The organism is Krasilnikoviella flava, assembly GCF_900167525.1.
In the GTDB taxonomy this organism is placed as follows: Bacteria; Actinomycetota; Actinomycetes; order Actinomycetales; family Cellulomonadaceae; genus Isoptericola; species Isoptericola flavus.
In genome coordinates this window covers 72,983-96,613 of record NZ_FUZQ01000003.1, presented here as the reverse complement: position 1 = coordinate 96,613, position 23,631 = coordinate 72,983, and the positions used below count along the sequence as shown (strand labels likewise).

General features: G+C 74.3%; 20 protein-coding genes. 11 read left to right on the top strand and 9 right to left on the bottom strand.

The window, feature by feature from the left end:
* Positions 1-146 precede the first annotated feature (146 nt).
* Positions 147-1,436: an MFS transporter gene (locus tag B5Y66_RS08455; protein ID WP_079573474.1), complete on the top strand. Its 1,290-nt coding sequence runs from the start codon at positions 147-149 to the stop codon at positions 1,434-1,436.
* Here the strand turns inward: B5Y66_RS08455 and B5Y66_RS08450 are convergent.
* A complete protein-coding gene (locus tag B5Y66_RS08450; RefSeq protein WP_245807006.1) occupies positions 1,343-2,287 on the bottom strand; it encodes a helix-turn-helix domain-containing protein in 945 nt (314 codons plus the stop codon). The two genes, B5Y66_RS08455 and B5Y66_RS08450, sit on opposite strands and share 94 nt — an antisense overlap.
* 163 nt (positions 2,288-2,450) lie before the next feature.
* Between B5Y66_RS08450 and B5Y66_RS08445 the strand changes: the two genes are divergently transcribed.
* Positions 2,451-3,116, top strand: a complete 666-nt coding sequence (locus B5Y66_RS08445; protein WP_079573472.1) for a TetR/AcrR family transcriptional regulator — start codon at positions 2,451-2,453, stop codon at positions 3,114-3,116.
* A gap of 59 nt (positions 3,117-3,175) precedes the next feature.
* Here the strand turns inward: B5Y66_RS08445 and B5Y66_RS08440 are convergent, their stop codons facing one another.
* Together B5Y66_RS08440 and B5Y66_RS08435 are read right to left on the bottom strand one after the other, a co-directional pair.
* Positions 3,176-5,257, bottom strand: coding sequence for an MSCRAMM family protein (locus tag B5Y66_RS08440; protein ID WP_245807005.1), 2,082 nt, complete (start codon positions 5,255-5,257; stop codon positions 3,176-3,178).
* A 60-nt stretch (positions 5,258-5,317) separates the two neighbouring features.
* On the bottom strand, positions 5,318-7,999 hold the full coding sequence (locus B5Y66_RS08435) for a lysylphosphatidylglycerol synthase transmembrane domain-containing protein (protein ID WP_079573468.1): 2,682 nt from the start codon (positions 7,997-7,999) through the stop codon (positions 5,318-5,320).
* Positions 8,000-8,206: 207 nt separating this feature from the next.
* On the opposite strand from B5Y66_RS08435, the gene B5Y66_RS08430 reads away from it, so the two are divergent.
* From B5Y66_RS08430 to B5Y66_RS08415, 4 genes are read left to right on the top strand one after another with little or no spacing between them, the layout of a single operon-like run.
* Positions 8,207-9,853 carry an ABC transporter substrate-binding protein gene (locus B5Y66_RS08430; protein ID WP_407656378.1) on the top strand — a complete coding sequence of 549 codons (1,647 nt, stop codon included), beginning with the start codon at positions 8,207-8,209 and terminating at the stop codon, positions 9,851-9,853.
* 21 nt (positions 9,854-9,874) lie between these two features.
* Positions 9,875-10,918 (top strand): ABC transporter permease, encoded by a 1,044-nt coding sequence (locus B5Y66_RS08425; protein ID WP_079573464.1) that lies wholly within the window; start codon positions 9,875-9,877, stop codon positions 10,916-10,918.
* A complete protein-coding gene (locus tag B5Y66_RS08420; protein ID WP_079573462.1) occupies positions 10,918-11,958 on the top strand; it encodes an ABC transporter permease in 1,041 nt (346 codons plus the stop codon). The genes B5Y66_RS08425 and B5Y66_RS08420 overlap by 1 nt, the downstream gene beginning before the upstream one ends.
* The gene (locus B5Y66_RS08415; RefSeq protein ID WP_079573459.1) at positions 11,955-13,643 is read left to right on the top strand and encodes a dipeptide ABC transporter ATP-binding protein; all 1,689 of its coding nucleotides are present in this window, start codon (positions 11,955-11,957) and stop codon (positions 13,641-13,643) included. Before B5Y66_RS08420 ends, B5Y66_RS08415 begins: the two co-directional genes overlap by 4 nt.
* Here the strand turns inward: B5Y66_RS08415 and B5Y66_RS08410 are convergent.
* Positions 13,601-14,584 carry a DMT family transporter gene (locus B5Y66_RS08410; protein ID WP_217700761.1) on the bottom strand — a complete coding sequence of 328 codons (984 nt, stop codon included), beginning with the start codon at positions 14,582-14,584 and terminating at the stop codon, positions 13,601-13,603. The genes B5Y66_RS08415 and B5Y66_RS08410 overlap by 43 nt on opposite strands.
* A complete protein-coding gene (locus B5Y66_RS08405) occupies positions 14,581-15,390 on the bottom strand; it encodes an SDR family NAD(P)-dependent oxidoreductase (RefSeq protein WP_139820801.1) in 810 nt (269 codons plus the stop codon). Before B5Y66_RS08405 ends, B5Y66_RS08410 begins: the two co-directional genes overlap by 4 nt.
* A 124-nt stretch (positions 15,391-15,514) precedes the next feature.
* Between B5Y66_RS08405 and B5Y66_RS08400 the strand changes: the two genes are divergently transcribed.
* Positions 15,515-16,102: a TetR/AcrR family transcriptional regulator gene (locus B5Y66_RS08400; RefSeq protein ID WP_245807003.1), complete on the top strand. Its 588-nt coding sequence runs from the start codon at positions 15,515-15,517 to the stop codon at positions 16,100-16,102.
* 38 nt (positions 16,103-16,140) lie between these two features.
* Here B5Y66_RS08400 and B5Y66_RS08395 read toward each other — a convergent pair whose 3' ends face one another.
* Positions 16,141-16,980: a CPBP family intramembrane glutamic endopeptidase gene (locus B5Y66_RS08395; protein WP_245807002.1), complete on the bottom strand. Its 840-nt coding sequence runs from the start codon at positions 16,978-16,980 to the stop codon at positions 16,141-16,143.
* Between the two features lie 174 nt (positions 16,981-17,154).
* Between B5Y66_RS08395 and B5Y66_RS08390 the strand changes: the two genes are divergently transcribed.
* The 4 genes from B5Y66_RS08390 to B5Y66_RS08375 are packed head-to-tail and all read left to right on the top strand — an operon-like array spanning position 17,155 to position 19,859.
* On the top strand, positions 17,155-17,826 hold the full coding sequence (locus B5Y66_RS08390; RefSeq protein WP_079573451.1) for a hypothetical protein: 672 nt from the start codon (positions 17,155-17,157) through the stop codon (positions 17,824-17,826).
* Positions 17,819-18,121 (top strand): transcriptional regulator, encoded by a 303-nt coding sequence (locus B5Y66_RS08385; protein ID WP_079573449.1) that lies wholly within the window; start codon positions 17,819-17,821, stop codon positions 18,119-18,121. Before B5Y66_RS08390 ends, B5Y66_RS08385 begins: the two co-directional genes overlap by 8 nt.
* A complete protein-coding gene (locus B5Y66_RS08380; RefSeq protein ID WP_079573447.1) occupies positions 18,118-19,062 on the top strand; it encodes an ABC transporter ATP-binding protein in 945 nt (314 codons plus the stop codon). Before B5Y66_RS08385 ends, B5Y66_RS08380 begins: the two co-directional genes overlap by 4 nt.
* Positions 19,059-19,859 carry an ABC transporter permease gene (locus tag B5Y66_RS08375; protein ID WP_079573445.1) on the top strand — a complete coding sequence of 267 codons (801 nt, stop codon included), beginning with the start codon at positions 19,059-19,061 and terminating at the stop codon, positions 19,857-19,859. Before B5Y66_RS08380 ends, B5Y66_RS08375 begins: the two co-directional genes overlap by 4 nt.
* 76 nt (positions 19,860-19,935) lie before the next feature.
* Here B5Y66_RS08375 and B5Y66_RS08370 read toward each other — a convergent pair whose 3' ends face one another.
* The 3 genes from B5Y66_RS08370 to B5Y66_RS08360 all read right to left on the bottom strand — a co-directional run bounded on the left by B5Y66_RS08370 (position 19,936) and on the right by B5Y66_RS08360 (position 23,629).
* The gene (locus B5Y66_RS08370) at positions 19,936-20,445 is read right to left on the bottom strand and encodes a hypothetical protein (protein ID WP_079573443.1); all 510 of its coding nucleotides are present in this window, start codon (positions 20,443-20,445) and stop codon (positions 19,936-19,938) included.
* Between the two features lie 158 nt (positions 20,446-20,603).
* A complete protein-coding gene (locus B5Y66_RS08365) occupies positions 20,604-23,045 on the bottom strand; it encodes a heavy metal translocating P-type ATPase (protein WP_079573441.1) in 2,442 nt (813 codons plus the stop codon).
* A 206-nt stretch (positions 23,046-23,251) separates the two neighbouring features.
* The gene (locus B5Y66_RS08360; RefSeq protein WP_079573439.1) at positions 23,252-23,629 is read right to left on the bottom strand and encodes a heavy-metal-associated domain-containing protein; all 378 of its coding nucleotides are present in this window, start codon (positions 23,627-23,629) and stop codon (positions 23,252-23,254) included.
* Between the last annotated feature and the right edge of the window lie 2 nt (positions 23,630-23,631).

Genomic DNA, 23,631 nt, shown 5'->3' with positions numbered 1-23,631 from the left:
GTCGGCACCCCGGAGGCCCGCCGCTCGCCACCCGCGAGCGGCGGGCCTCCGGCGTCTCCGGACGACGACGGCACGGCGTGGCGTCTGGATCGAGTCCGTCGGCGTCCCGGTCGGCCCGGGCGTGGGCGCCCGTTGTTGCGACCAGCATGACGACGAACCCGATCGACGCCGCCGCGAGCACCGCGGCGGCCCCCACGACCAGCACGACGACGACCAGCCCGACGACCAGCACGACGGCCGGCGCCGCGACGGCGCCCCGCCCGCTCCCGCCGCGCCGCGCGGGGTTCGCGCTCGCCACGATGTTCCTGGGCAGCTTCTCGCTCGTGACGGCGGAGTTCCTGCCGCCCGGGGTGCTCACGCCCGTGGCCCTCGACCTCGAGGTCTCCGAGGGGGTGGTGGGCCTCTCGGTGAGCGTCACGGCCCTCACGGCGCTGCTCACCGCGCTCGGCCTGGGCGCCCTGTTCCCGCGGACCGACCGCCGCACGCTGCTGGTGGTGCTCGCGCTGGGGGCGGTCGTCTCCAACGTGCTGGTGGCGGTGGCGCCCAGCATCGGCGTGCTCATGGCGGCCCGCCTGCTGCTCGGCGCCGCCCTGGGCGGCTACTGGTCGATGTCGCTGGTCATCGCGACGCAGCTCGTCCCGGCCGACCGGGTGGGCCGGGCCATGATGGTCGTCAACGCGGGCACCACGGTCGCGACGGTGGCGGGCGTGCCGCTCGGCGTGATCCTCAGCGCCGCCGCCGGCTGGCGGGTCGTGTTCGTGGCGGCCGCGGTGGTCACGGTGGTGACGGCGGTGGCGATGCGCGTCGCGCTCCCGCCCGTGGCCCCGACGCCCGGCATCGGCTGGTCGGCGACGGGTCGGGCGCTGCGGTCGCCGGGCGTCGGGCTGGGCCTGGTGGCGATCGTCGCGGTGATCGGCGGGCACTTCGCCGGCTACACGTACGTGCGGCCCGCGCTGTCGCTGCTGCCGGGCTCGGACGTCGGGACGATCGCCGTGCTGCTCGCGCTGTTCGGCGTGGGCGGGCTGGTCGGCAACTTCGCGATCGGGGCGCTCGTCGACCGGCACCTGTCCGTGCTGCTGCTCACGGTGCCCGTGGCCATCGGTGCGGGCGTCGCCGCCGTGGGGCTGTCCGCGGCCGTTCCCCTGCTCGTGTACCCCGCGGTCGTGGTGTGGGGCGCGGCGTTCGGCGGTGTGCTCAACGTGGTGCAGGTGTGGATCACGCGGATGATGCCGGGCCAGGTCGAGGCGGGCAGCGGGCTCGTCGTGGCGGCGTTCCAGACGGCGATCATCCTCGGCTCCGCCGTCGGCGGCCTCGGCGTCGACTCGGTCGGGGTCGGCTGGACCTATCTCGTGGCCGCGGTGGCCGCCGTCGCGGGCGGGGTCCTGGTGCGCAGCACGCTGTCGCGGCGGTACTCGGACGGCGTCGCGCCGGTGTGACGGCGGAAGGCGCGGCCGAACGCCGTGTCCGATCCGTAGCCCAGGCGGCGGGCGATCGTCGCGACCGGGAGGTCGCCTGCCGTCAGGAGGCAGCGGGCGTGCGACACGCGCACCTGCGTCAGGTAGCGGCCGGGGGTCAGCCCCGTGGCGCCGCGGAACCGGGCGGCGAACCCGGAGCGGGAGGCGAGCGCCACGCGGGCCAGGTCGTCCACCGTCCACTCGCGGCCCGGGTCGGCGTGGATGGCCGCGACGGCGCTCGCCAGCCCCGGGTCCTCGCGCTGCATCAGCCAGCGCGCCGGGGCGCACCCGCGTGCGTACCAGGCGCTGATCGCCATGGACGCCACCAGCGTGACGACGCGGTCGCCCAGCACGCTGCGCGGGGCGCGGTAGTCCTCCACCAGCGAGCGCAGCATCGTCGCGGCCGTCGGCTCCGTCTGCGGCAGCTCGGTGAGGAGCACGACGGCGGGCAGCACGCCCGCGCCGCTGTCCGCCCCGACCGGCGCCACCCGCACGCACTGGACGGCCGCGTCCGACAGCGCGTGCACCTCGAACCGCGGGCCGTGCGGCAGGAACAGGAAGTCGCCGGGGGCGAGGTCGGCGATGTCGCCCCCGGCGCGCACGCGCACCAGACCGTCGGTGACGAGCAGGAGCGCCGCGTCCCCGGAGGTGTGCTCCGCCCACTCGCCCGCGGCGAGCGTGTGCCGCGCCCGGGCCACGAACCGCCACTGCAGCCCGGCGAGCACGCGGTCGAGCTCCTCCGCGGCGGCCGACGCGGAGGTCGACGACGTCATCGAGCCGGGGCCGTCGGGGCTGACGTCGCACGACGGCGTCCGCAGGTCCGTCACGGTCATCGCGCCTCCCGGGGGCGACGACCGGCGCGTCCGGCCCGGGCCCTCCAGGAGCATCCCACGCGCGCTGACCGCCCGCGCGACCGTCCCGGGACGCGCACCCGGGGCGGTCCACGGTCGGCCGGCGTCTCGCGGCCGGCGGGCGGTCGTGACTACGCTCCGGGGGATGCCCCGCGACGACCTGGAGAACGTTCTCGACCCGAACCCGTCGCAGCTCGCCCTGCTGACCGCCACGGAGCGTCTCGTGGCGCGCCACGGCCTCCAGGGGGCGAGCTCGCGGGCCATCGTCCGCGAGGCGGGGCACCGGAACCACTCCGCGGTGACGTACCACTTCGGCTCTCGCGAGACCATGCTCGACGCGCTGTACCACTGGCGCAGCAAGCCGATCGAGGCCCATCGCTCGCACCTGGTCGCCGAGCTCGTCGCCGAGGGCAGGGAACAGGACCCGGAGGCCCTGGTGCGGGCGTACGTGGTCCCGTTGGTCACGGCCGTCGAGGGGCTGCGGCCCAGCGCGTGGGCCCGCTACACGCAGGCCGTGCTGCAGCACCGGCCGCTGGTCTTCATGGACTGGGTGCGGCGCGACGTGAAGCGCTACGAGGGGGTCGACGTGCCCGTGGTCGGCACCCTCGACCTGCTCGACCGGATGCGCGCGGTGACGTGCGACGGCGTCGAGCCCGTGGCCGCGCTGCGCGTCGCGATGGTCTCGCGCGCGGTGGTCGCGGCCGTCGCCGCGTGGGAGGCGGACGACGAGCGGGGCGACCTCGACGTCCCGCCGCTCGACGTCCTCGCCGACCAGCTGGTGCGGTCCGCCACGGGGATGCTCGCCGCCTGACCGCGGGGTCGCCCCCGGCGGTCAGGCGGCGAGCGTGACGCCGTCCCCCCGGACCGACGTCAGCTCTCGGCCGCGCCCGTGCCCCGCCGGCGCGACGCGCGCAGCAGCAGCCCTCCCGCGGTGACCAGCAGCAGCGCCCCCAGCGCGGCCGCGCCGACGTCGGCGCCTGTCGCCGGGAGGCTCCCCGTGCCGTCCGTCGTGGCGGGTCCGTCGCCCGACGCCGCGGGTCCGTCGCCCGGCGAACCGGGGTCGGGCAGCGGCGCGGTCGGGCTCGCGGACGGGTCGGGCGACGGGCTCGGCGCCGGGGTGGCGTCCTGCGCGGCGAGCACGAAGTCGAGCCCGGTCACCTCGCCCCCGACGACGTCGAACGGCAGCGACGCCTCGCCCTCGACGACGTAGCCGTCGGGCGGGGTGACCGTCGCCGTGTACCCGCCGTCCGGCAGGTCGGCGGTCCACGCGCCGTCCTCGTCGGTGGTGGCCGTGGCGACCTCCGCGCCGTCCGCGTCGGTGACGGTCACCTCGGCGTCGGGGACCGGGCCGCCGTCGGTGTCGGTGACGGTGCCGCCGACCGGCTGGGCCGGCGGCGCGACGACCTCGCGCTCCAGGGCGAAGTCGATCCCCGTCACGTCGTCGGTGCCCACATTGACGTCCTGCGTGGCCGGGCCGTCCACGGTGTAGCCGTCCGGCGCCTCGACGGTCACGGTGAGGTCGCCGGGCAGCACGTCCTCGAACGTGTAGGTGCCGTCCGCGCCCGTGGTGGTGCTGCGGTCGCCGAGCGTCACGACGACCCCCGCCACGGGCTCCCCGCCCGCCGTGACGGAGCCGGAGACGGCCGGCGGCCCTTGGACGATGAAGTCGTTGCCGGTGCTGGCCTCCTCCTGCCCCACGTCGACCGTGAGGTTCGGCGGTGCGCCGGTGACGACGTGGCCCTCCGGCAGGTCGCTCAGGGTGAACTCGTACTCCTGCGGCTGCTCGTTCTCCACGTCCCACGCGACGTCGTCCACGAGGTACTCGCCGCGCGAGTTCGTGACGGCCGTGATCGGCTCTCCGCCACCCACCGGCGTGAGCGTCACGGTGGCGCCCGGCACGGGTTCGCCGTCGTCGTCGAGCACGGTGCCGCTGACGGCGACGGGCTCGATGTCGCGGGCCTGGAAGTCGGCGACGCCGTCCGTGTCGGTGAGGTCGACGTCGTCGACGACGGACGAGCCCACCGCGACGAGTCCGAACGGGTGGTCGTCCGACGGACCGGGCAGCTCGGTCAGCTCCACCCGGTAGCCCGGCGCGGCGGTGTAGCCCTCGAAGGCGTACGCGCCGTCGGCGGCCGAGGTCGTGGTGGCGAGCGCGGTGCCGTCGGGTCCGAGCAGCGTGACGGTCGAGCCCTCGAGCGGGCTCCCGTCGTCGAGCGTGACGGTGCCGGTGATGTCGCGCGCGAGCGAGGCGAACCACGTCTGGTAGACGGGGAACCCGGACCGCCAGGCGAACTCGATCGTGAGGCTCGTGACCGGCACGGAGGGCTGGAACCAGCCGCTGGCGCCGTTGGTGTCGGTGGCGGTCGCGTTGCCCGTCAGCGTGCCGGTGGCCGGGTCCGAGGTGGGGACGTCGACGTCGGTGCACGACGGGGTGCCCGCGCCCTGGCAGTAGTTGAAGGCCTCCTGCCAGCCGAGCTCGTCGGCGCTCAGGGGCTGCCCGTCCTCGCCGAGCGCGGAGACGCGGACCCGGTCGGCGTCGATGTCGCCGAGCACGAACGCCCAGCCGCCGGCCGGTGTCGGGCGCTCGAACGTGTAGGTGGTGGTGGACGGCGTCGTCGGCCGGTCGGCCTGCGGGCGCAGGTTGAGGTAGGGCTGGTTGCGGCTGGAGCCGAACGTCTCACCGGGCGGCGTCGAGGCGGCCAGCCACGACGAGGCCCCCGAGATGACGCCGACGCCGCCGCCGCGCGAGTTGCTGGTCACCGTCGCGGCGGGAAAGTCGCCCGCGGGCAGCTGCATCGTCGTGGACCAGTCGCCGGCCGACCCGGTGAGCGGGTCCCACTCGGCCCAGCCCGCGGTGGTGGCCGCGGTGGCCGTCGTGGGTGTCACGACGGCGGACAGTGCGGCGATCGAGAGCGCCGCGAGCGCGCTGAACATCCCCCTGGCACGGTTCACGGGGCCACGCTATGAGACGGCTGTCTTGAGCGCGCGGCGGGCGGGGCGCCCTGAGGCGACTCAGAGGTCGCCCGTCTTCTCCAGACGCCGCATCGCCACCCAGCCGATCGGCACGCGCGCCCAGTAGGTGACGACGCGGTAGAGGATGGTCACGGAGAACGCGAGGGACGGGGGGATTCCGGCGGCCGTGAGCCCGGCGATGAGCGCGCCCTCCACGCCGCCCAGGCCGCCGGGGGTGGGCACCAGGGCGCCGACGGAGTTGCCGACCAGGTAGATCACGGCCACGTCGACGAGCTTGAGCGACTGCCCGAACGCGGCGAGGGCGGCGTCGAACGCGAGCACGTAGCCCAGCGTCATGATGACGTTGCCGCCCAGTCCGAGCGCGAGGCGGGTGGGCTGACCGAGCATCTGCGACAGCCGCGGCCACACCTGCTCGAGCGTGGGGCGGGCCTTCTCCCACGCCCACCGGCGCACCGACGGCACCAGGAGGGTCGCGACGACGGCGACGGCGACTCCCGTGATGGCGAGCAGCACCGTGGTCGAGGGCAGGTCGATGAGGCCGCCGGAGCCGGTGGACACCGACAGCACGACGAGCAGCAGCACCGTGACGACGAACTGCGACAGCTGCACCAGGGCGACGGTCGCGACCGCCATCGGGGTGGAGACGCCACGGCGGGTGAGCATCCGCAGGTTGAGTGCCGCGGGACCGATGCCGGCGGGGGCGGCGAGCGCGACGAACGACCCTGCCATCTGGGTGAGCGTGGCCCGCCACAGCGGCAGCTTCTCGGGCGCGAACGCGCTGAACGTCAGGGCAGCGCCGAACCAGGTGATCGCGCCGAACGCGAAGGATGCCGCCACCCACCACGGGTTCGCCTCGGTGATCGCCGAGGCGATCTCCTCGAAGTTCATCGTCGTGACGATCACCGTGACGGCGACGATCGTGAGCGTCAGCATGATGACCGTGCGCGCGCCGAAGCGCGTGATGTTCTGCGGCTGCACGTCCGCCTGGGGCAGCCGCTCCACGAGGGCGTCGCGCAGCTCGTTCAGCAGGCCCTTGGCCTTGCGCACCTCCTCGCGCGTCGGGCTGGGCAGGGCGATCGACTGCAGCAGCGGCCCGATGGCGGCGATGTCGTCGTCGGGCAGGGCGCGCACGGCGGAGGCGAGCGCGCGGCGGGCGCCGACGCGCAGGGCCAGCAGCGCGAGCATCTGCGTGAGGTCGAGCCGTCGCGACAGCGTGCCCGACGCGATCTCGCCCTGCTCCCACCCGGTGAGCCAGACGTGCGGCTCGTCGCCGGTGTCGTGGTGCACCAGCACGACGTCGGGGGTCAGCGCGTGATGGGTGAGGCCGGCGTCGTGCGCGCGGCGCAGCTGCTCCCACGCCTCGGCGAGCACCGCGTCGCCGCGCGGCCCCTCGAGCTCGGCGTCGTCCATGTCGCGGAGGGAGACGGCGCCGCGCGCGTGCTCCTGGACCAGCACCACGGAGTCGTCCGCGACGCCGATGCCCTCCAGCCGCGGGGTGCGCACGCCGGCGGCGGTCGCCGCGTACGCGAGCAGGGCGGTGCGCTCGGCCGCGGCGCGCAGCGAGATCGACGCCCGGCCCTCGAGGCCGCGCAGCCGCAGCGCGCGCCACAGCCGCTGCACGGTGGTCAGCACCTGGCGGTCGCCGTCGAGCACGACGACGTCGCGGCGGGGCTCGTCGTCCGTGAACAGCGCGTACACCCGGTTGTCGCCGGACCGGGTGAGGGCCACGGCTGCCGCGTCGGCGGTCGTGGGGTCCGGCGGGAGCGTCTGGCCGTCGTCCTCCGGCGCGTCCACGGCGTCGCCGTCGGCGTCGTAGGAGGCGACCGGATCCTCGGGCAGCGCGGGCGCGCCGTCGGCGTCCACGTCGTCGACGACGGCGGAGACGTCGCGCACCCGCACCAGCGCCGTGGGGTGGAAGCCGGCGCGCCGCACCGCGGCCACGAGGTCCGCGCCGTACGCACGCTCGCTGCGCACGCCCGAGACGTACTGCACGGCCTGCCCGGCGAGGCGGCCGAGCAGCAGGGCGACGAGCACCCCCGGCAGCGACACCTGCCCGGTGATGAGCACGATGAACAGGGCCAGGTACAGCACGTTCCACGACCAGCGCACGGTGCGCCGGCGGGTGCGCGGCCCGGCCGTCGTGAGCAGGCCGGCGATCGCGGCGACGTACCCGGGGACGGTGAGCTGCCAGGCGCCGTCGGAGTACACGGACAGCCCGCGCACCAGCTCGTCGCTGCCGAAGCTGGCGATCGTCAGGGTGGTGACGACGCCCAGCACCAGGCCGAGCGCGGCTGCGCAGATCGACTCGACCACCTGTCGTCCCAGCCGGCGCCAGCCCAGCTCGATCAGCACGGCGGCCGGCACGAACAAGGTGATGAGGCCCTCGAGCAGGGCGACCGGCACGAAGAGGATGCGGGCCAGCAGCGTGCTGAAGCCGCGCACGTCCTGGGTGACGCCCTCGGTGGTGGCGTGCGCGACCACCGACAGCACCAGCACGAGCGCCACGGCCAGCGCGCTGACCACCATGCCGAGCATGTCCGAGGGGTGCCGGACCCGGGCCTCGGGGGTATCGACGACGCGCACCAGGTCGGAGCCCGTCCGCTGGTCAGAGGTGTCGCCGCCCAGCAGGGCCTGCAGCGGGCCGGTGGGCGGCGCCGGTTCCTCGGCCGGGTTCCGGTGCGACGGCTCCCGGGCGGGACCCGCGGTGCTCGCTCCGGACATGTCGGGAAGTCTAGGTGTTGCGAGGCCTCACGGCCTGTGACACGAGGCAGAGAGCGGTGGTAGGTTCCCGGACCACGATGCCATCACCGGCCCGGGAGTGACCCACACCCGTGACGGGGGCGACACACCGGCGTGCTAGAAACGCCCGCATCGTGACGAGCCCGCGGCCACCCGCCGCGGCCGGCCAGGACGAAGGGGACCATGACCATGAGTGCCATCAGAGGCTCGCGACGGCTGATCGCCGGCGCCGCAGGGACCGCAGCGCTCGCGCTGGTGCTGACCGCGTGCGGCGGCGGCTCCGACGACGGCGGCAGCGGTGACGGCGGCGGGGGCAGCGCCGAGTCGATGGTCATCGGTACCACGGACAAGATCACGTCGCTCGACCCGGCCGGGTCGTACGACAACGGGTCGTTCGCGGTGATGAACCAGATCTACCCGTTCCTCATGAACACCCCGTACGGCAGCCCGGACGTCGAGCCGGACATCGCGGAGTCGGCGGAGTTCACGTCGCCCACCGAGTACACGGTGAAGCTCAAGCCGGGCCTCAAGTGGGCCAACGGCAACGACCTCACCTCCTCGGACGTGAAGTTCACCTTCGACCGCCAGCTCGCGATCGCGGACGAGAACGGCCCGTCGTCGCTGCTGTACAACCTGGACTCGGTCGAGACGCCGGACGACACCACCGTCGTGTTCAAGCTCAAGAGCGAGAACGACCAGATCTTCCCGCAGATCCTGTCGTCGCCGGTGGGCCCGATCGTGGACGAGGACGTCTTCTCGGCCGACGCCGTCACCGACGACCAGGCCATCGTGGACGGTAAGGCGTTCGCCGGCCAGTACTCGATCACGAGCTACAAGGCCAACGAGCTCATCAGCTACGAGGCGTACGACGGCTACCAGGGCGTCCTCGGCGCGGCCAAGACGCCGAAGATCGCCGCCAAGTACTTCACCGACGCCTCCAACCTCAAGCTCGAGGCGCAGGACGGCTCCGTGGACGTCGCGTTCCGGTCGCTGTCGCCCACCGACATCGAGGACCTGCGCGGCGACGACTCGGTCAAGGTCGTGGACGGCCCCGGCGGCGAGATCCGCTACATCACGTTCAACTTCAACACCCAGCCGTACGGCGAGAAGCAGTCGGACGCCGACCCGAAGAAGGCGACCGCGGTGCGCCAGGCGGTGGCCGACCTCATCGACCGTCAGGCGCTGGCCGACCAGGTCTACAAGGGCACCTACACGCCGCTGTACTCCTTCGTGCCCGACGGCCTGACCGGCGCCACGGAGCCGCTCAAGGAGATGTACGGCGACGGCCAGGGCGGCCCCGACACCGACAAGGCGAAGAAGACGCTCGAGGACGCGGGCGTCACCACGCCGGTCGAGCTGAACCTGCAGTACTCGAACGACCACTACGGCCCGTCGTCGGGCGACGAGTACGCGCTCATCAAGGACCAGCTCGAGGAGAGCGGCCTGTTCAAGGTGAACCTGCAGACCACCGAGTGGGTGCAGTACTCGAAGGACCGCACGGCCGACGTCTACCCGGCCTACCAGCTCGGCTGGTTCCCGGACTACTCCGACGCGGACAACTACCTCACGCCGTTCTTCCTCAAGGAGAACTTCCTGGCCAACCACTACGTGAACCAGGACGTGGAGGACATGATCCTCGAGCAGGCCGTCACGGCCGACGAGGCGAAGCGCACCGAGCTGCTGGGCCAGATCCAGGAGGCCGAGGCCAAGGACCTGTCGACCGTCCCGTACCTGCAGGGTGCGCAGGTCGCGGTCACCGGGGCCGACGTCACGGGCACGGAGGACACGCTCGACGCGTCGTTCAAGTTCCGCTACGCCGCGCTGGCCAAGGGCTGAGAGACGGACTGAGCTCTTCCCGTGGCCTCGCGTAGTACGGCAGGAAGCGCACTGGGACGCTACATCCTGGTGCGCTTCCTGCTCATCATCCCCACCGTGTTCATCCTGGTCACCACCGTCTTCGCGCTCATGCGCGCGACCGGTGACCCCATCACCGCCGCGCTGGGCGGCAAGCTGCCGCCCGACCAGCTCCAGCAGCTGATCCACGCGGCGGGCTACGACCGCCCGATCCTGGTCCAGTACTGGGAGTACCTCACCAACATCTTCTCGGGCGACTTCGGCACCACGATCAGCGACAACCGCCCCGTCACCGAGGTGCTGACCACCTACGGTGCCGCGACGCTCGAGCTCGCGTGCTACGCGGTCCTCGTGGCGCTCGTCCTGGGCGTCCCGTTCGGCATGGTCAGCGGCTACTTCCGCGACCGGCTGCCGGACGCGGTGCTCCGCATCCTCGCGATCCTGGCCTACGCGACGCCCGTCTTCTTCGCCGGCCTCATCCTCAAGCTCGTGTTCTCCGTCTGGCTGGGCTGGTTCCCCGTGGCGGGCCGCGTGTCCACCGACGGGGAGATCGCGATGCAGCTCGCCGGGGCGGACTCCGGGTTCATGCTCATCGACGCCTTCAAGACCGGGGACCCGGCCGTCGTGCTCGACGTGCTGTCCCACGCCGCCCTGCCGGCCATCGCGCTGGGCCTCCTCACCGCCGGTGTGTTCCTGCGCCTCGTGCGCACCAACATGATCGGCACCCTCGGCACGGGCTACATCGACGCCGCCCGGTCGCGGGGCGTCAAGGAGGGGCGTCTGGTGCGCAAGCACGCGTGGCGCCCGGCGCTCATCCCGATCATCACCGTGGCCGGCATGCAGGTCGCGATGCTGCTCGTGGGGGCCGTGCTGACCGAGACCACGTTCGAGTGGCGCGGCCTCGGCTTCCAGCTGTCGGAGTACCTGCAGGCGCGCGACTTCGTGGCCGTGCAGGGCATCGTCGTGCTGATGGCCGTGGTCGTGGCGGTGACGAACTTCCTCGTCGACGTCATCGCCGCCCTGATCGACCCGAGGGTGAGGTACTGATGACCAGCGGAGAGATCACCAGCGTCGGCACCGCCGGCGCGGCCCCGGAGCACGTCGGAGGCCGGGGAGCCTGGTTCAAGAAGCTGCCCGTGGTGCACCAGGTGCGCCAGAGCGTCGGGCTCCAGCGGGGCATGCTCATCGCCGGTCTCGTCCTGACGGCCGTGTTCGTGCTGGTCGCGGTGTTCGCGCCGCTGCTGGCCCCGTACGGCTGGTCGCAGCTGCGCGACCTCGACGGCGCGTTCGGCGCCCAGCAGCCGCCGTCGGCGGAGCACTGGTTCGGCACCACGGTGGGCGGGTACGACGTGCTGTCCCGCGTGATCTGGGGTGCCCGTACGGCGCTGCTGGTCGTGCTGGTCGCCGTGGCCTCGTCGATCGTCGTGGGCGTGCTGCTGGGCCTGGTGTCCGGGTACTTCGGCGGCTGGCTCGACCGGTTGCTCGTGGTCGTCGCCGACGCGATCTACGCGTTCCCGTCCCTGCTGCTCGCCATCCTGCTCGCCATCGTCATCTCCGGCGGGCAGTCGAGCATGTGGGGCGGCATCCTCGCCGCCGCGCTGTCGATCACGGTGGTGTTCGTGCCGCAGTACTTCCGGGTGGTGCGCGCCGAGGTGGTGCGCATCAAGGCGGAGGCGTTCGTCGACTCGGCGCGCGTGCTCGGCACCGGGCACTGGCGCATCATGACGCGCCACGTGCTGCGCAACTCCACGCGCACGCTGCCGCTCATCGTCACGCTCAACGCGTCGGAGGCGATCCTCACGCTCGCCGGGCTCGGCTTCCTCGGCTTCGGCATCGAGCCGACGGCCGCGGCGGAGTGGGGGTACGACCTGCAGCGCTCGCTCGCCGACGTCACCTCCGGCATCTGGTGGACGGCGCTCTTCCCCGGCCTGGCCATCGTGCTGGCGGCGATGGGCATGACGCTCATGGGTGAGTCGCTGAACGACCTGGCCGACCCGCGGCTGCGTTCCCGCGCCCGCTCCGGCCAGGTGTCCGGCGCCGTGGCGGCGACGGCCGTCGAGCCGAACCCGAAGGGAGACGACGCATGAGCGCCGTCGCATCGATCACGGACCTCGCGGTCTCGTTCGCCACGGATGCCGGCCCGGTGCGGGCCGTCGACGGCGTGAGCCTCGACGTCCAGCCGGGCGAGGTGCTCGCCGTCGTCGGGGAGTCGGGGTCGGGCAAGACCGTCACGGCCAAGACCATCCTCGGCCTGCTGCCGGAGACGGCGACCACCAGCGGCGCCGTCGTGCTCACCGGGCGCGACGGCGCGACGACCGACGTCATCTCGGTCTCGGCGGCGCGGCTGCGGCAGGTGCGCGGCCGGGACGTGGCGATGGTGTTCCAGGAGCCCTCCAGCGTGCTCAACCCCGTGTACACCGTGGGGTGGCAGATCGCCGAGGGCATCCGGGCGCACGGCGACGTGTCGAAGAAGGTGGCGCGGCGCCGGGCGATCGAGGTGCTCGGCACGGTCGGCATCCCCGACCCCGAGCACCGGGTGGACCACTACCCGCACCAGTTCTCGGGCGGGCAGAAGCAGCGCATCGTCATCGCGATGGCGCTGGTGCTGGGGCCGAGCCTCATCGTCGCGGACGAGCCGACGACGGCGCTCGACGTCACGGTGCAGGCCGAGATCCTCGACCTGCTGCGCCACCTGCGCGACGAGACGGGCACCGCCATCGTGCTCATCACCCACAACATGGGCGTGGTGGCCGACCTGGCCGACCGGGTCGCCGTGATGTACCAGGGCAAGGTCGTGGAGCAGGCGCCCGTCAAGGACCTGTTCGGGGACCCGCAGGCCGACTACACGAAGGCCCTGCTCAAGGCCGTGCCGCGCGTCGGGGAGGGCACCGCCCGCGCCCTCGAGCGGGCGGCCGCCCGGCCCGAGGGGTGGGAGGCGTCCGAGCCGGTCGTGCGGGCCGAGGGCCTCACGATCACCTATCCCGGCCGGTTCCGGCAGCCGGCGTTCACGGCCGTGAACGGCGTGTCGCTGGCGATCCGTCCCGGCGAGGTGCTGGGGCTCGTGGGGGAGTCGGGGTCCGGCAAGACGACGATCGCCCGTGCCATCGCGGGCCTCACGCCCGTCAGCGGCGGGTCGCTGCGCGTGCTCGGCACCGAGATGCACGGCGCAAAGGGTCGCGACCTCAAGGCGATGCGGCCGCGGCTGGGGTTCGTCTTCCAGGACCCGGCCACGTCGTTCAACCCGTTGCTGACCATCGCCGAGTGCGTGGCCGAGCCGCTGGTGGTGCACGGGCGGGCACGGAACCCCGAGGCCGCGCGCCAGCGGGTCGACGAGCTCCTCGAGGCGGTGCAGCTGCCGCGCAGCTACGGCGACCGCTTCCCGCACGAGCTGTCCGGCGGGCAGCGCCAGCGGGCGTCGCTCGCGCGCGGGCTGGCGCTCGACCCGGAGCTGCTCGTCGCGGACGAGCCGACGTCGGCCCTCGACGTGTCGGTGCAGGCCCGCGTGCTGGAGCTCTTCGCCGAGCTGCAGAAGGAGCTGGGCTTCGCCTGCCTGTTCGTGTCGCACGACCTGGCGGTCGTGGACCTCCTCGCCGACCGGATCGCGGTGCTCTACCGCGGCCAGCTGGTCGAGGAGGGCACGGGCGCGGAGGTGCTGGGCGCTCCCCGCGAGACCTACACCAAGCAGCTGCTGGCCTCCCTGCCGGTGCCCGACCCGGAGGCGCAGGCCGATCACCGGGAGGGGCTCCGCGCGCTGCGGGCGTCCGCGGGCTGACCCGCCGGTCGGGCCTGTCGAGACCCGGGTCCCGACAGGCCCGACGGGCGTGGCAGGTCCGACCGACGGGTCGTGCCGAGCACGACGCCCGCGCCGACGACCAGTGCGCCGGCGACGTCCGCCGTGCCGACGTGGCCGAGCCCGAGCACGACGGTGGTGAGCAGGGCGCCGACGGGGACGAGGCCGGCGAAGAGGCCCGCGCGGTCGGCGCCGAGCCGGCCCAGCGCGTCGTACCAGAGGAAGAAGGCGGCCGCGGTGACGACCGCGCCGAGGTATACGAACGCCGCCGCCTCGCCGGGGGTGGGCAGGCGCAGCGCCGCCGGGCCGTCCAGGGCGAGGCCCGCCACCAGCAGCAGGGGGGCGGCGAGCGCGGCGGGGTACGCGGCCACCCGCAGGGGGCCGAGCTTCGGCAGCAGCGGGACGGCGAGCAGGGAGAAGGCGACCTCGCCGGCGAGCGCGCCGACGGACAGCAGGAGGCCGGTGAGGCTGCCCGAGCCCAGCCCGGCGGCGACGGCGGTGCCGAGCGCGACGACGACGGCGGCCGTCACGGTGCGCGGGGCGGGGCGCCGTCGCTCCAGCAGCGGGCCGGCGAGGGCGAGGACCACGGGCACGCCCCCGATGACGGCGCCGATCATGGCGGGACCCGCGTGCCGGGTCGCCTCGACGAGGCACAGGTTGAAGCCGGCCAGGCCGGTGGCGGCGAGCGCGGCCACCAGCAGGACGTCGCGCGGCGTCAGACGGACACGGGGCGGCCGCCGGTGCCGCAGGACGGCGAGCAGGATCGCCGCGGCGAGCGCGTAGCGCAGGGCCTGCCCGACCAGGACCGGGTAGTCCGCGACGGTCGCGGAGACCGCCGTCGACGTGCCGACGAGCAGCATCGCCGCACCCGCCCCGACGGAGGCGCGGACGGTCGTGCCGCGGGGCGCGCCGACGGACCTCATGCGACCCGCTCCCGCGTGGTGGCGGGAGCGGACAGGACCGTGCGGGTGACGCGCTCGGCGAGGGCCGCGACCAGGGCGCGGGGACGGCGGGGCACGAGGTGCGCGGTGAGGGCGTTGCCGAGGCCGGGCGCCAGGTAGCCGCGGTCGCGGTCCAGGGCGCGCAGGGCGGCGCGCACGACGGGCGGCGGGGTGGTCATGGCGCCGGTGACGGCCGCCCGGCGGGTGCCGATGGTGTCGAAGAACGCGGTCTCGACGGGGCCGGGGCACAGGGTGAGCACGCGGACGCCCCGGTGGCGGTATTCCTGGCGCAGGGCGAGGCCGAAGCTCAGCACGAACGCCTTGGCGGCGCCGTAGACGGCGAAGTACGGGTCGGGCTGGAAGGCGGCGTTGGACGCGACGTTCACGACGGCGCCGTGGCCGCGGTCCAGCATGCCCGGCAGGAGCTCGTGGGTGAGGTCGACCAGCGCGACCACGTCGACCATCAGCAGGTCGTGGTCGCGCTCGGGGGCGATCTCCTCGAACCGTCCGCAGGTGCCGAAGCCGGCGTTGTTGACCAGCAGGTCGACGTGCAGCCCACGGGCGGCCACCTCGTCGGCGACGCGGCGGGCTGCGTCCGGCGCGGCGAGGTCCTGGACCAGCACGTGGGTGGCCACGCCGTGCTCGGTGGCGAGCCGCTCGGCGAGCGCGACGAGGCGGTCGCGCGAGCGGGCCACCAGGATCACGTCGTGCCCGGTGGCGGCGAGCTGGGCGGCGAACTCTGCGCCGAGGCCCGACGACGCTCCGGTGATGAGGGCGGTGGGGTGCACGACTGCTCCTTCGGTCGACGACAACTGAGTCATGACAGTACCGGGAAATACACAATATGCAACAGTTGTGACGCAGTTAGCTGAAATACTGCATCCGGCGTGTACGGTTGGCGTCAGTCCACGGATGAGCGGAGGCGTGATGGGTGAGGCGACGGTGCGGCCCCTGAGGGCGGACGCGGAGCGCAGCGTGCGCGCGATACTCGAGGCGGCCGTGCGGGTGCTCGCCGAGGACCCGGGCGCGTCCATGGATGCGATCGCGGCCGCGGCAGGCGTGGCGCGGACGACCGTCCACCGGCGGTTCGCCAACCGCCAGGCGCTGATCGAGGCGCTGGCGTCCACGGCCGCCCGGCAGCTCGCCGACGCGGTCGACGACGGCCGGCCGGACACCGCGCCGCCGCTGGTCGCGATGCACCGGATCACGGCCAACGTGCTCCAGGTCAAGGGTGCCTGGGCGTTCGCCCTGGAGCTGACGCCGGAGCCCGGCAGCGAGGCCGCCGCGCTCCAGCAGGACATCGACCGGCGCTGCGTCGCCGTGCTCGAGCGGGCCAGGGCCGAGGGGCTCATCGACGCGGGGGCCGACCTGGACTGGGTCCGCCGGGTCTACTACGCCCTCCTCGGCGAGACCCTGCGCGGTGACGCCGACGGCGACCCGGACGCCCTCGCCGCGCGCATCGTCGACACCCTGCTGCGCGGCGCCGGCCCGCGCGCCTGAGCCGTCGGTAGCGGTGCCGGGCGGGCGGGGTCGGCCGGCTACAGCCCGAGCGCGTCCTTCCACTCCTGGGGCAGCAGGGCGTACCCGACGAAGGCGACGACGTCGAGCAGGGTGTGCGCGACGACGAGCGGCACCACCCGCTGCCGCCCCCACCGGCTCGTGTAGAACCACGAGAAGACGATGCCCATGACGACGTTGCCGAAGAACGGCCCGATGCCCTGGTACAGGTGGTAGGAGCCGCGCAGCAGCGAGCTCCACACGATGAACCACAGGCGCGACCAGCCGAGGTCGCGGGTGCGCTCGTGCAGGTAGGCGACGGCCACGACCTCCTCGAGCAGCCCGTTCTGCAGGGCGGCCACGACGAGCACGGGCACCGTCCACCAGTGCTCGTTCAGGGCGCTGGCCTGCACGGACACGGTGATGCCGAGGGCGCGGCCCAGCAGGTAGAAGGCGAGCCCCGGGATCCCGATGGCTGCGGCGAGCCCGAAGCCCCACGCGACGTCGCGGCCGGGCCGGGCGCCGTCGAGCCCCCAGTCGAGCCCGATCCGACGGCGGGTGCCGCGCCACGTGGCGCCTGCTCGCCCGCTCAGCAGGTAGAGCGCCAGTGCGACAGGGACCAGCGCGAAGAAGACGCCCAGCAGCTGGTAGGTGAGGTCGAGCAGCGAGCGGTCGGACTGGCTGGCGTTGAGCGTCGCGGACTGGTCTGCGAGCGGGGTCTCGGCCGTGAGCCGCGCGACGATGTTGACCAGCGCGTACACGCCGCTCTGGCCCAGGCTGAGGCCGAGCACGATCCAGATCTCGGCGGTGGTCCGGCGGCGCTCGGCGGGGGTGGTCGCGGGCGCGACGGGGGAGAGGACGGCAGGTCGCTCGGCGGTCACGGGGTCAGCGTAGGCCGCGCCGCCGGGAACCTCGGCCGCGCGCGCCTGCCTCCGCGGCTGACGTCCTCGAGGGCGCGGCGCAGCGGCAGGCCGATCTGTGCGTTGACGCCGCACCGGCGCTCGTGCCATGCTTGACAAACCAGTTTGCAACGCAAAGTTCTCTGCGAGGTAGCGATGACCGACAGCCCAGACCGACCCGGCGGCGACGCCGTCGAGCTGGGAGCCGCGGACTCGCTGCGGCTCATCCGCGAGCAGCAGGATCGTGCCCGCGCCGCCCTCGAGCCGGACGGCCGCGCGCTCTACGGCGCCTGGGGGGTCGCGTGGCTCGCCGGCTACCTGGTCCTGTGGACCAGCGCCCGGGCCCACGGCGCACCCGAGGCGTGGGCGTACTGGGTGTTCGCCGGCGCGCTCGCCGCGGCCGTCGTCTTCACGATGGTGCACACCATCAGCCGGACCTCGGGCACGCGCGGCGTCTCCGCGCGGACGGGAGCGATGTACGGCTGGTCGTGGATGCTCGGCTTCCTCACCTTCAGCGTCTTCCTCGGCGGGCTCGCCCGCGCCGGCGCGGACGGCGAGCTGATGGCCCTCGTCAGCAACGGCGGCGCCTGCCTGGTGGTCGGGCTGCTGTACCTCGGCGGGGCGGCGGCCTTCGGCGACCGCAGCCTCTTCGTGCTCGGCGCGTGGATCCTGCTGGTCGCCGCGGCTGCGACCATCGCCGGTCTGCCCATGACCTACCTCGTCATGGCGCTCGCGGGCGGTGGCGGCTTCCTCGTGATGGCCGCCGTCGAGCACCTGCGGCTCCTGCGCGGGCGGCGCCGAGCGGACGGGGCGGTAGGCCGTGGCTGACGCCCTCGACCCCGTCATCCACGCGCCCGCCCGGCTGCGCGTCGTCGCGACGCTCGCCGCCCTGGACGCCGGTGACGAGCTGAGCTTCCCCAAGCTGCAGAAGCTGCTCGGCATGACCGCCGGCAACCTGTCCACCCACCTGCGCAAGCTCGAGGACGCGGGCTACGTCCGCGTCACCAAGACCCACGAGGGTCGCACCCCCGCCACGTACCTCGCGCTCGCCCCGCAGGGGCGCCGCGCGTTCGAGGACTACACCGAGGCCCTCACCGGCCTGCTGAGAGGAGCCGGATCATGACCCGCACCCACCCGCCCGAGCGTGCCCCCGTCGTCGCGCCCGCGCCGCCGGAGGCCGCGGCCGCCGTCGTCGCCGTGAGCGGCGTGACGCGCCGCTTCGGCGACGTCGTCGCGCTCGACGACGTGTCGCTCGACGTCGGCGCCGGCGAGCTCGTGGGCCTGCTCGGGCCCAACGGGGCCGGCAAGTCCACGCTGCTGTCGCTGGTCAGCGGCCAGCGCCGCCCCGATGCGGGCACGGTGCGCCTGCTCGGCGGCGACCCGCGCGACGCCGCCAGCCGCGCCGGGCTCGGCATCACCCCCCAGGAGACGGGGCTGCCCCCCACGCTGCGGGTGCGCGAGGTGGTCGACTTCGTCGGCGGGCACTTCGCCGACCCGGTGCCCACCGGCGAGCTGCTGGAGCAGTTCGGCCTCACGGACCTTGCCCGGCGCCAGACGGGCGCCCTGTCCGGCGGCCAGAAGCGGCGGCTCGCCGTCGCGCTGTCCCTCGTGGGGCGGCCGCGCGTCGTCCTGCTCGACGAGCCGACGACCGGGCTCGACATCGGCGCCCGCCAGGCGCTGTGGGACGCGATCCGCGCGTACCACGCCGACGGCGGCACGGTGCTGCTCACGAGCCACTACCTCGAGGAGGTGCAGGCGCTCGCACAGCGCGTCGTCGTCGTCGACCGCGGGGTGGTGCGCGCCGACGACTCGCTGGACGCGATCCTGCGGCGCGTGGGGCTGCGCCGCGTGGCGCTGCGCTCCGCGTCCGACCTCGCCGCGTGGCCCGGCGTCGTGCGTGCCGAACGCCGAGACGACGGCACGCAGGAGCTGTACACCGCGGACGCCGACACCCTCGTGCGTGAGCTCGTGCGCGGCGACGTGGACTTCCACGACCTCCAGATCCGGGGCGCGAGCCTCGAGGAGGCCTTCGAGGAGATGGTGATGCAGGAGGCGACCCGATGAGCGCGACGACGATCCCCGCGACGGGGCCCACGGTGGCGGCCGGGCCCGGCCCGCTGCGGCTCACGTGGCTGCACCTGCGGTACCAGTTCCTCGAGACGGTGCGCGTGCCGATCGCGGTGCTGGGCAACATGCTGTTCCCCGCGCTGGCGATGTTCTTCTTCGTGGTGCCGCAGAGCGACGTCGCCCAGAACCCGCTCTGGGCCACGATGTCGGTGGCGAGCCTCGGCCTGTTCGCCGTCTGCTCGGCCAGTCTGTTCACCTACGGGCTGGGCGTGGCCGAGGACCGGCAGCTCCCGTTCGACCCGTTCCTGCGCTCCCTGCCCGCCGGCCCCGGCCCGCGGATGGTGGCGCGGATCGGCAACGGCGCGATCTTCGCGCTCTTCGGCCTGGTGCCGCTGATCCTCATCGGCTGGCTGTTCACGGCCGCGACGGTGACGGTGGGGCAGCTGTTCGCCGGGGTGGGCACGATCCTGCTGGTCTCGGTGCCGTTCGTGCTGCTCGGCATGGCGGTGGGCTACTCGCTGTCCGCCAAGGCCGCGCTGCCCGTCGTCCAGGTGGTGCTGTTCCCGCTGGCGTTCGCGGGCGGGCTGTTCCTGCCGCCGCAGGCGTTCCCGTCCTGGCTCGACGCCATCTCACAGGCCACGCCCACGCGCGCCGGTCGTGACCTGCTGGTCCAGGCCCTCACCGGTCAGCCGGCGTATCCCGCCGCGTGGCTGGTGCTGCTCGGGTGGACGGCGCTGTTCGCCGTCCTCGCCGTCGGCGCCTACCGCCGCGACGAGGGCCGACGCTTCCGCTGAGCGTCGGGGTGTGCGACCGTGGCCCCGTCTCGACCCGGGACGGGGTCACGGCCGCACCCCCCACGTCTCCGACCCGTCACGCGAGGCAGTCGTCCACGACCTTGCCGACGATGCCGCCGATGGCGCCACCGAGGATCGCTCCGTCCCTGTCGCCGAGCACGCCACCGATCGCGGCTCCCGCCGACGCCAGCGTGGCCTGCCAGCCGAGGGACGACTTCTTGTAGACGACGTGGCCGTCGTCGCTCTCGGCGGAGATGTACGAGCCGACGTCGGCCGACGCGAGGGCGAGCGCGACGGGCGAGCCGCGCTTCACGACGAGCTCGGTGCGCAGGCGGCGGGCCTCGACGTAGGCCGTCTCCGCGTCCGTCGTCCCCGCGGCGGCGTCGAAGCCCAGGTCGTTGAGGCGCTCCAGCACCGTGAGGTCCTCGTCGGTGACGAGGTCCCAGGTCCGGAGCATGCGCAGCAGCGCGACGGTGGCGGCCCGGCGGTCGCCCTTGGCCCGTCTGATGATGCGGACGGCCTCCTGTGCGGCGGCGTCCTGCAGGTCGCCCACCCCGATCCCGGTGAGCTGCATGGTGGTGCTCATGACGTTCCCTCCTCGACGAGGCGACGGTGGCTCTCGGTGCGGACGCATCGGGGGCGCGTCATACCTGGAGGGAGGGAGCACATGCACGGGCAGGACCGCCGACCGGGGGGTGATCGGCGGCCCTGCCCGTGGGGTCGGACGCGGGAACGGTCCGGGCGTCAGCCGGCGCGGCGCAGGCGCAGCGAGTTGCCGACGACGATGACGGACGACGCGGCCATGGCTGCCCCGGCGATCATCGGGTTGAGCAGGCCCGCCGCGGCGAGCGGGATGGCCGCCACGTTGTACGCGAACGCCCAGAACAGGTTCTGCTTGATGACCCGCAGCGTGCCGCGGGACAGGCGGACGGCGGCGGGGGCGGAGCGCAGGTCGCCGCGCACGAGCGTGATGTCGCTCGCCTCGATCGCGACGTCCGTGCCGGTGCCCATCGCGAGCCCCAGGTCGGCCGTGGCGAGGGCGGCGGCGTCGTTCACGCCGTCGCCGACCATCGCGACGACGCGTCCCTCCGAGCGCAGCCGGGCCACGACGGCGGCCTTGTCCTGCGGCAGCACGCGGGCGATCACGTCCTCCTCGGCGATGCTGACCTCCCGGGCGGCGACGCGGGCCGCGCCCTCGCCGTCGCCGGTGAGCAGCACGGGCCGCAGGCCGAGGTCGCGCAGCTCGCGCACGGCTTCGGCGGAGGTCGCCTTGACCGGGTCGCGCAGCACGACCACGCCGCGGGCGGCGCCGTCCCACGCGACGACGACGGCGCTGGCGCCCGTCGCCTCGGCGTCGGCGAACGCGGCCGCGAGGTCGCCGTCGAACGCGACGCCCTGCCCGGTCAGCCACGACGGCTGCCCGACGAGGACCCGCCGGGCGTTGAGCCCGCCGTCGGCGGCAAGCCCGGCGATGCCCGAGTGGGCCCGCCGCACGACCGCCTCGACGCCGCCGCCCGCCGTGGCGCGGAAGTCGAACGCCTGCAGCGTGCCGATCCCGATGCCGTCCGCCCCCGTCCCGCCCGAGTTGTCAGAGTCACGTGGGGCCATAGCCCCCTGTGGCTCTGACAGCTCCGGGACGAGCACGCGCTCGACCTGCATGCGGCCCTCGGTGACGGTGCCGGTCTTGTCCAGCACCACGGTGTCGACGCGGCGCGTGGACTCCAGGATCTCCGGTCCCTTGATGAGGATGCCGAGCTGCGCGCCGCGGCCGGTGCCGACCAGCAGCGCGGTGGGCGTCGCGAGGCCGAGGGCGCACGGGCACGCGATGATCAGCACGGCCACGGCGGCGGTGAACGCGAGCTGCACGTCCGCGCCCGCCAGCAGCCAGCCCACCAGCGTGAGCACGGACAGCGCGATGACGATCGGCACGAAGACGGCGGAGATGCGGTCGGCGAGCCGGGCCACGGGGGCCTTGCCCGTCTGCGCCTGCGACACCAGGCGCCCGATCTGCGCGAGCGTCGTCTCCTCGCCCACGCGGGTGGCGCGCACCAGCAGGTGACCCGACGTGTTGACGGTCGCGCCGGTCACGGCGTCCCCGGGACCGACGTCGACCGGCACCGGCTCGCCCGTGAGCAGCGACGTGTCGAGCGCGCTGGCTCCCTCGACCACCTCACCGTCGGTGGCGACCTTCTCGCCCGGCCGCACGACGAACACGTCGCCGACGGCGAGGTCCGCCACCGCGACGCGCTCGGTGACGCGGCCGCCGTCGGGCCGGGTCCGGGGCGTGCCGTCCGGGGCCAGCAGCACCCGCTCGGCGTCCTTGGCGCCCAGCTCCAGCAGGGATCGCAGGGCGTCGCCCGCCCGACGGCGGGAGCGGTGCTCCGCGTAGCGGCCGGCGAGGAGGAACGTCGTCACGACGGCGGCGACCTCGAAGTACAGCTCGGGCGCACCGCCGGACTCGGACGGGATCAGCGACGGCCGCATCCGCATCCCGAGCTCCCCGGTGCCGCCCAGCGTGAGCGCCCACAGCGACCACAGGGTCGCGGCGACGACGCCGAGCGAGACCAGCGTGTCCATCGTGGAGGCGCCGTGCCTGGCCGCCCGTGCCGCCGCCGTGTGGAACGGCCACGCGCCCCACGTGACGACCGGCAGCGCCGCCGCGGCGACGACCCACTGCCAGCCCGTGAACTGCAGCGCGGGGATCATCGACAGCGCGACCACCGGGACGGTGAGGATCGCGGAGGCGACCAGCCGGCGGCGCAGGTCCGCGCCGCGTGCGTCACCGCTGATGGTCGGGGCTGTCGGTTCGCTGGTCGAGCCTGTCGCGTCGGTGGACGAGCCTGTCGAGACCCGGGTCTCGACAGGCTCGACCGGCGGGGTGTGCTCGACGGGCTCGGCCGACGGCGCCCGCGGGGCGACACCGCGCCGTGCGGTGACGCGGGCGCCGTAGCCGGCCTTCTCGACGGCCTCGACCAGCGCGGCGTCGTCGACGGGCGTGGTGAGCTCGACGTGCGCGCTCTCGAGCGGCAGGTTCACGGTGGCGGTGACGCCGTCGACGCGGTTGAGCCGCTTCTCGACGCGGGCCACGCACGACGCGCAGGTCATGCCCTCGATGGCGAGGTCGATCTCGAGGACCGGTGGCGTGGCCCCGGCCGGCTGGACCGGCGAGGGTGTGGGGGTGCTCATGGGGGGTGACTCCCTGAGGTGCTGGGGCGGAGGTCACCCGCGACGACCCGGGGTGGCGGGGTCGCGGTGGGGGCGCCGTGTCGGTGGACGACGGCGCGGCGCGGAGGGCCTGGGTCGCGGGGGCTCGGGGGAGCGCGGGGCGACGGTTCGGCAGGCGTACCGCGGGCGGTGGCTCGCTCGGCGGTCGGCGTCGGGCGAGCGAGGACTCAGGCGCGCGGGGGGACGGCCAGGTCGTAGGTCTTCTGCGCGGGCTCGTCGGTGGCGGAGGCTTCGCCGGCGCCGCAGCCGCACGCGCAGTTGTGCGCCTCCTGGCGGGCCGGCGCCTGGGCGGCCTGCTGGGCGGCGAGCGCGTCGGTCTGGACGGCGACGGACTCGACGTCGTACCCGGCCTCGTCGACGGCCTCGCGCAGCGCGGCCTCGTCGAGCGGGGCGTCGGAGAAGACGGCGACGTCGGAGGTGCCGCCGGCGTGCAGCTCGACGCTCACGTCGACGACGCCGGGGACGGCGGCGAGGTCCTTGGTGACGTGCGCGACGCAGTTGCCGCAGGTCATGCCGGTGACGCCCAGGGTGGTGACGGTGCTCATGC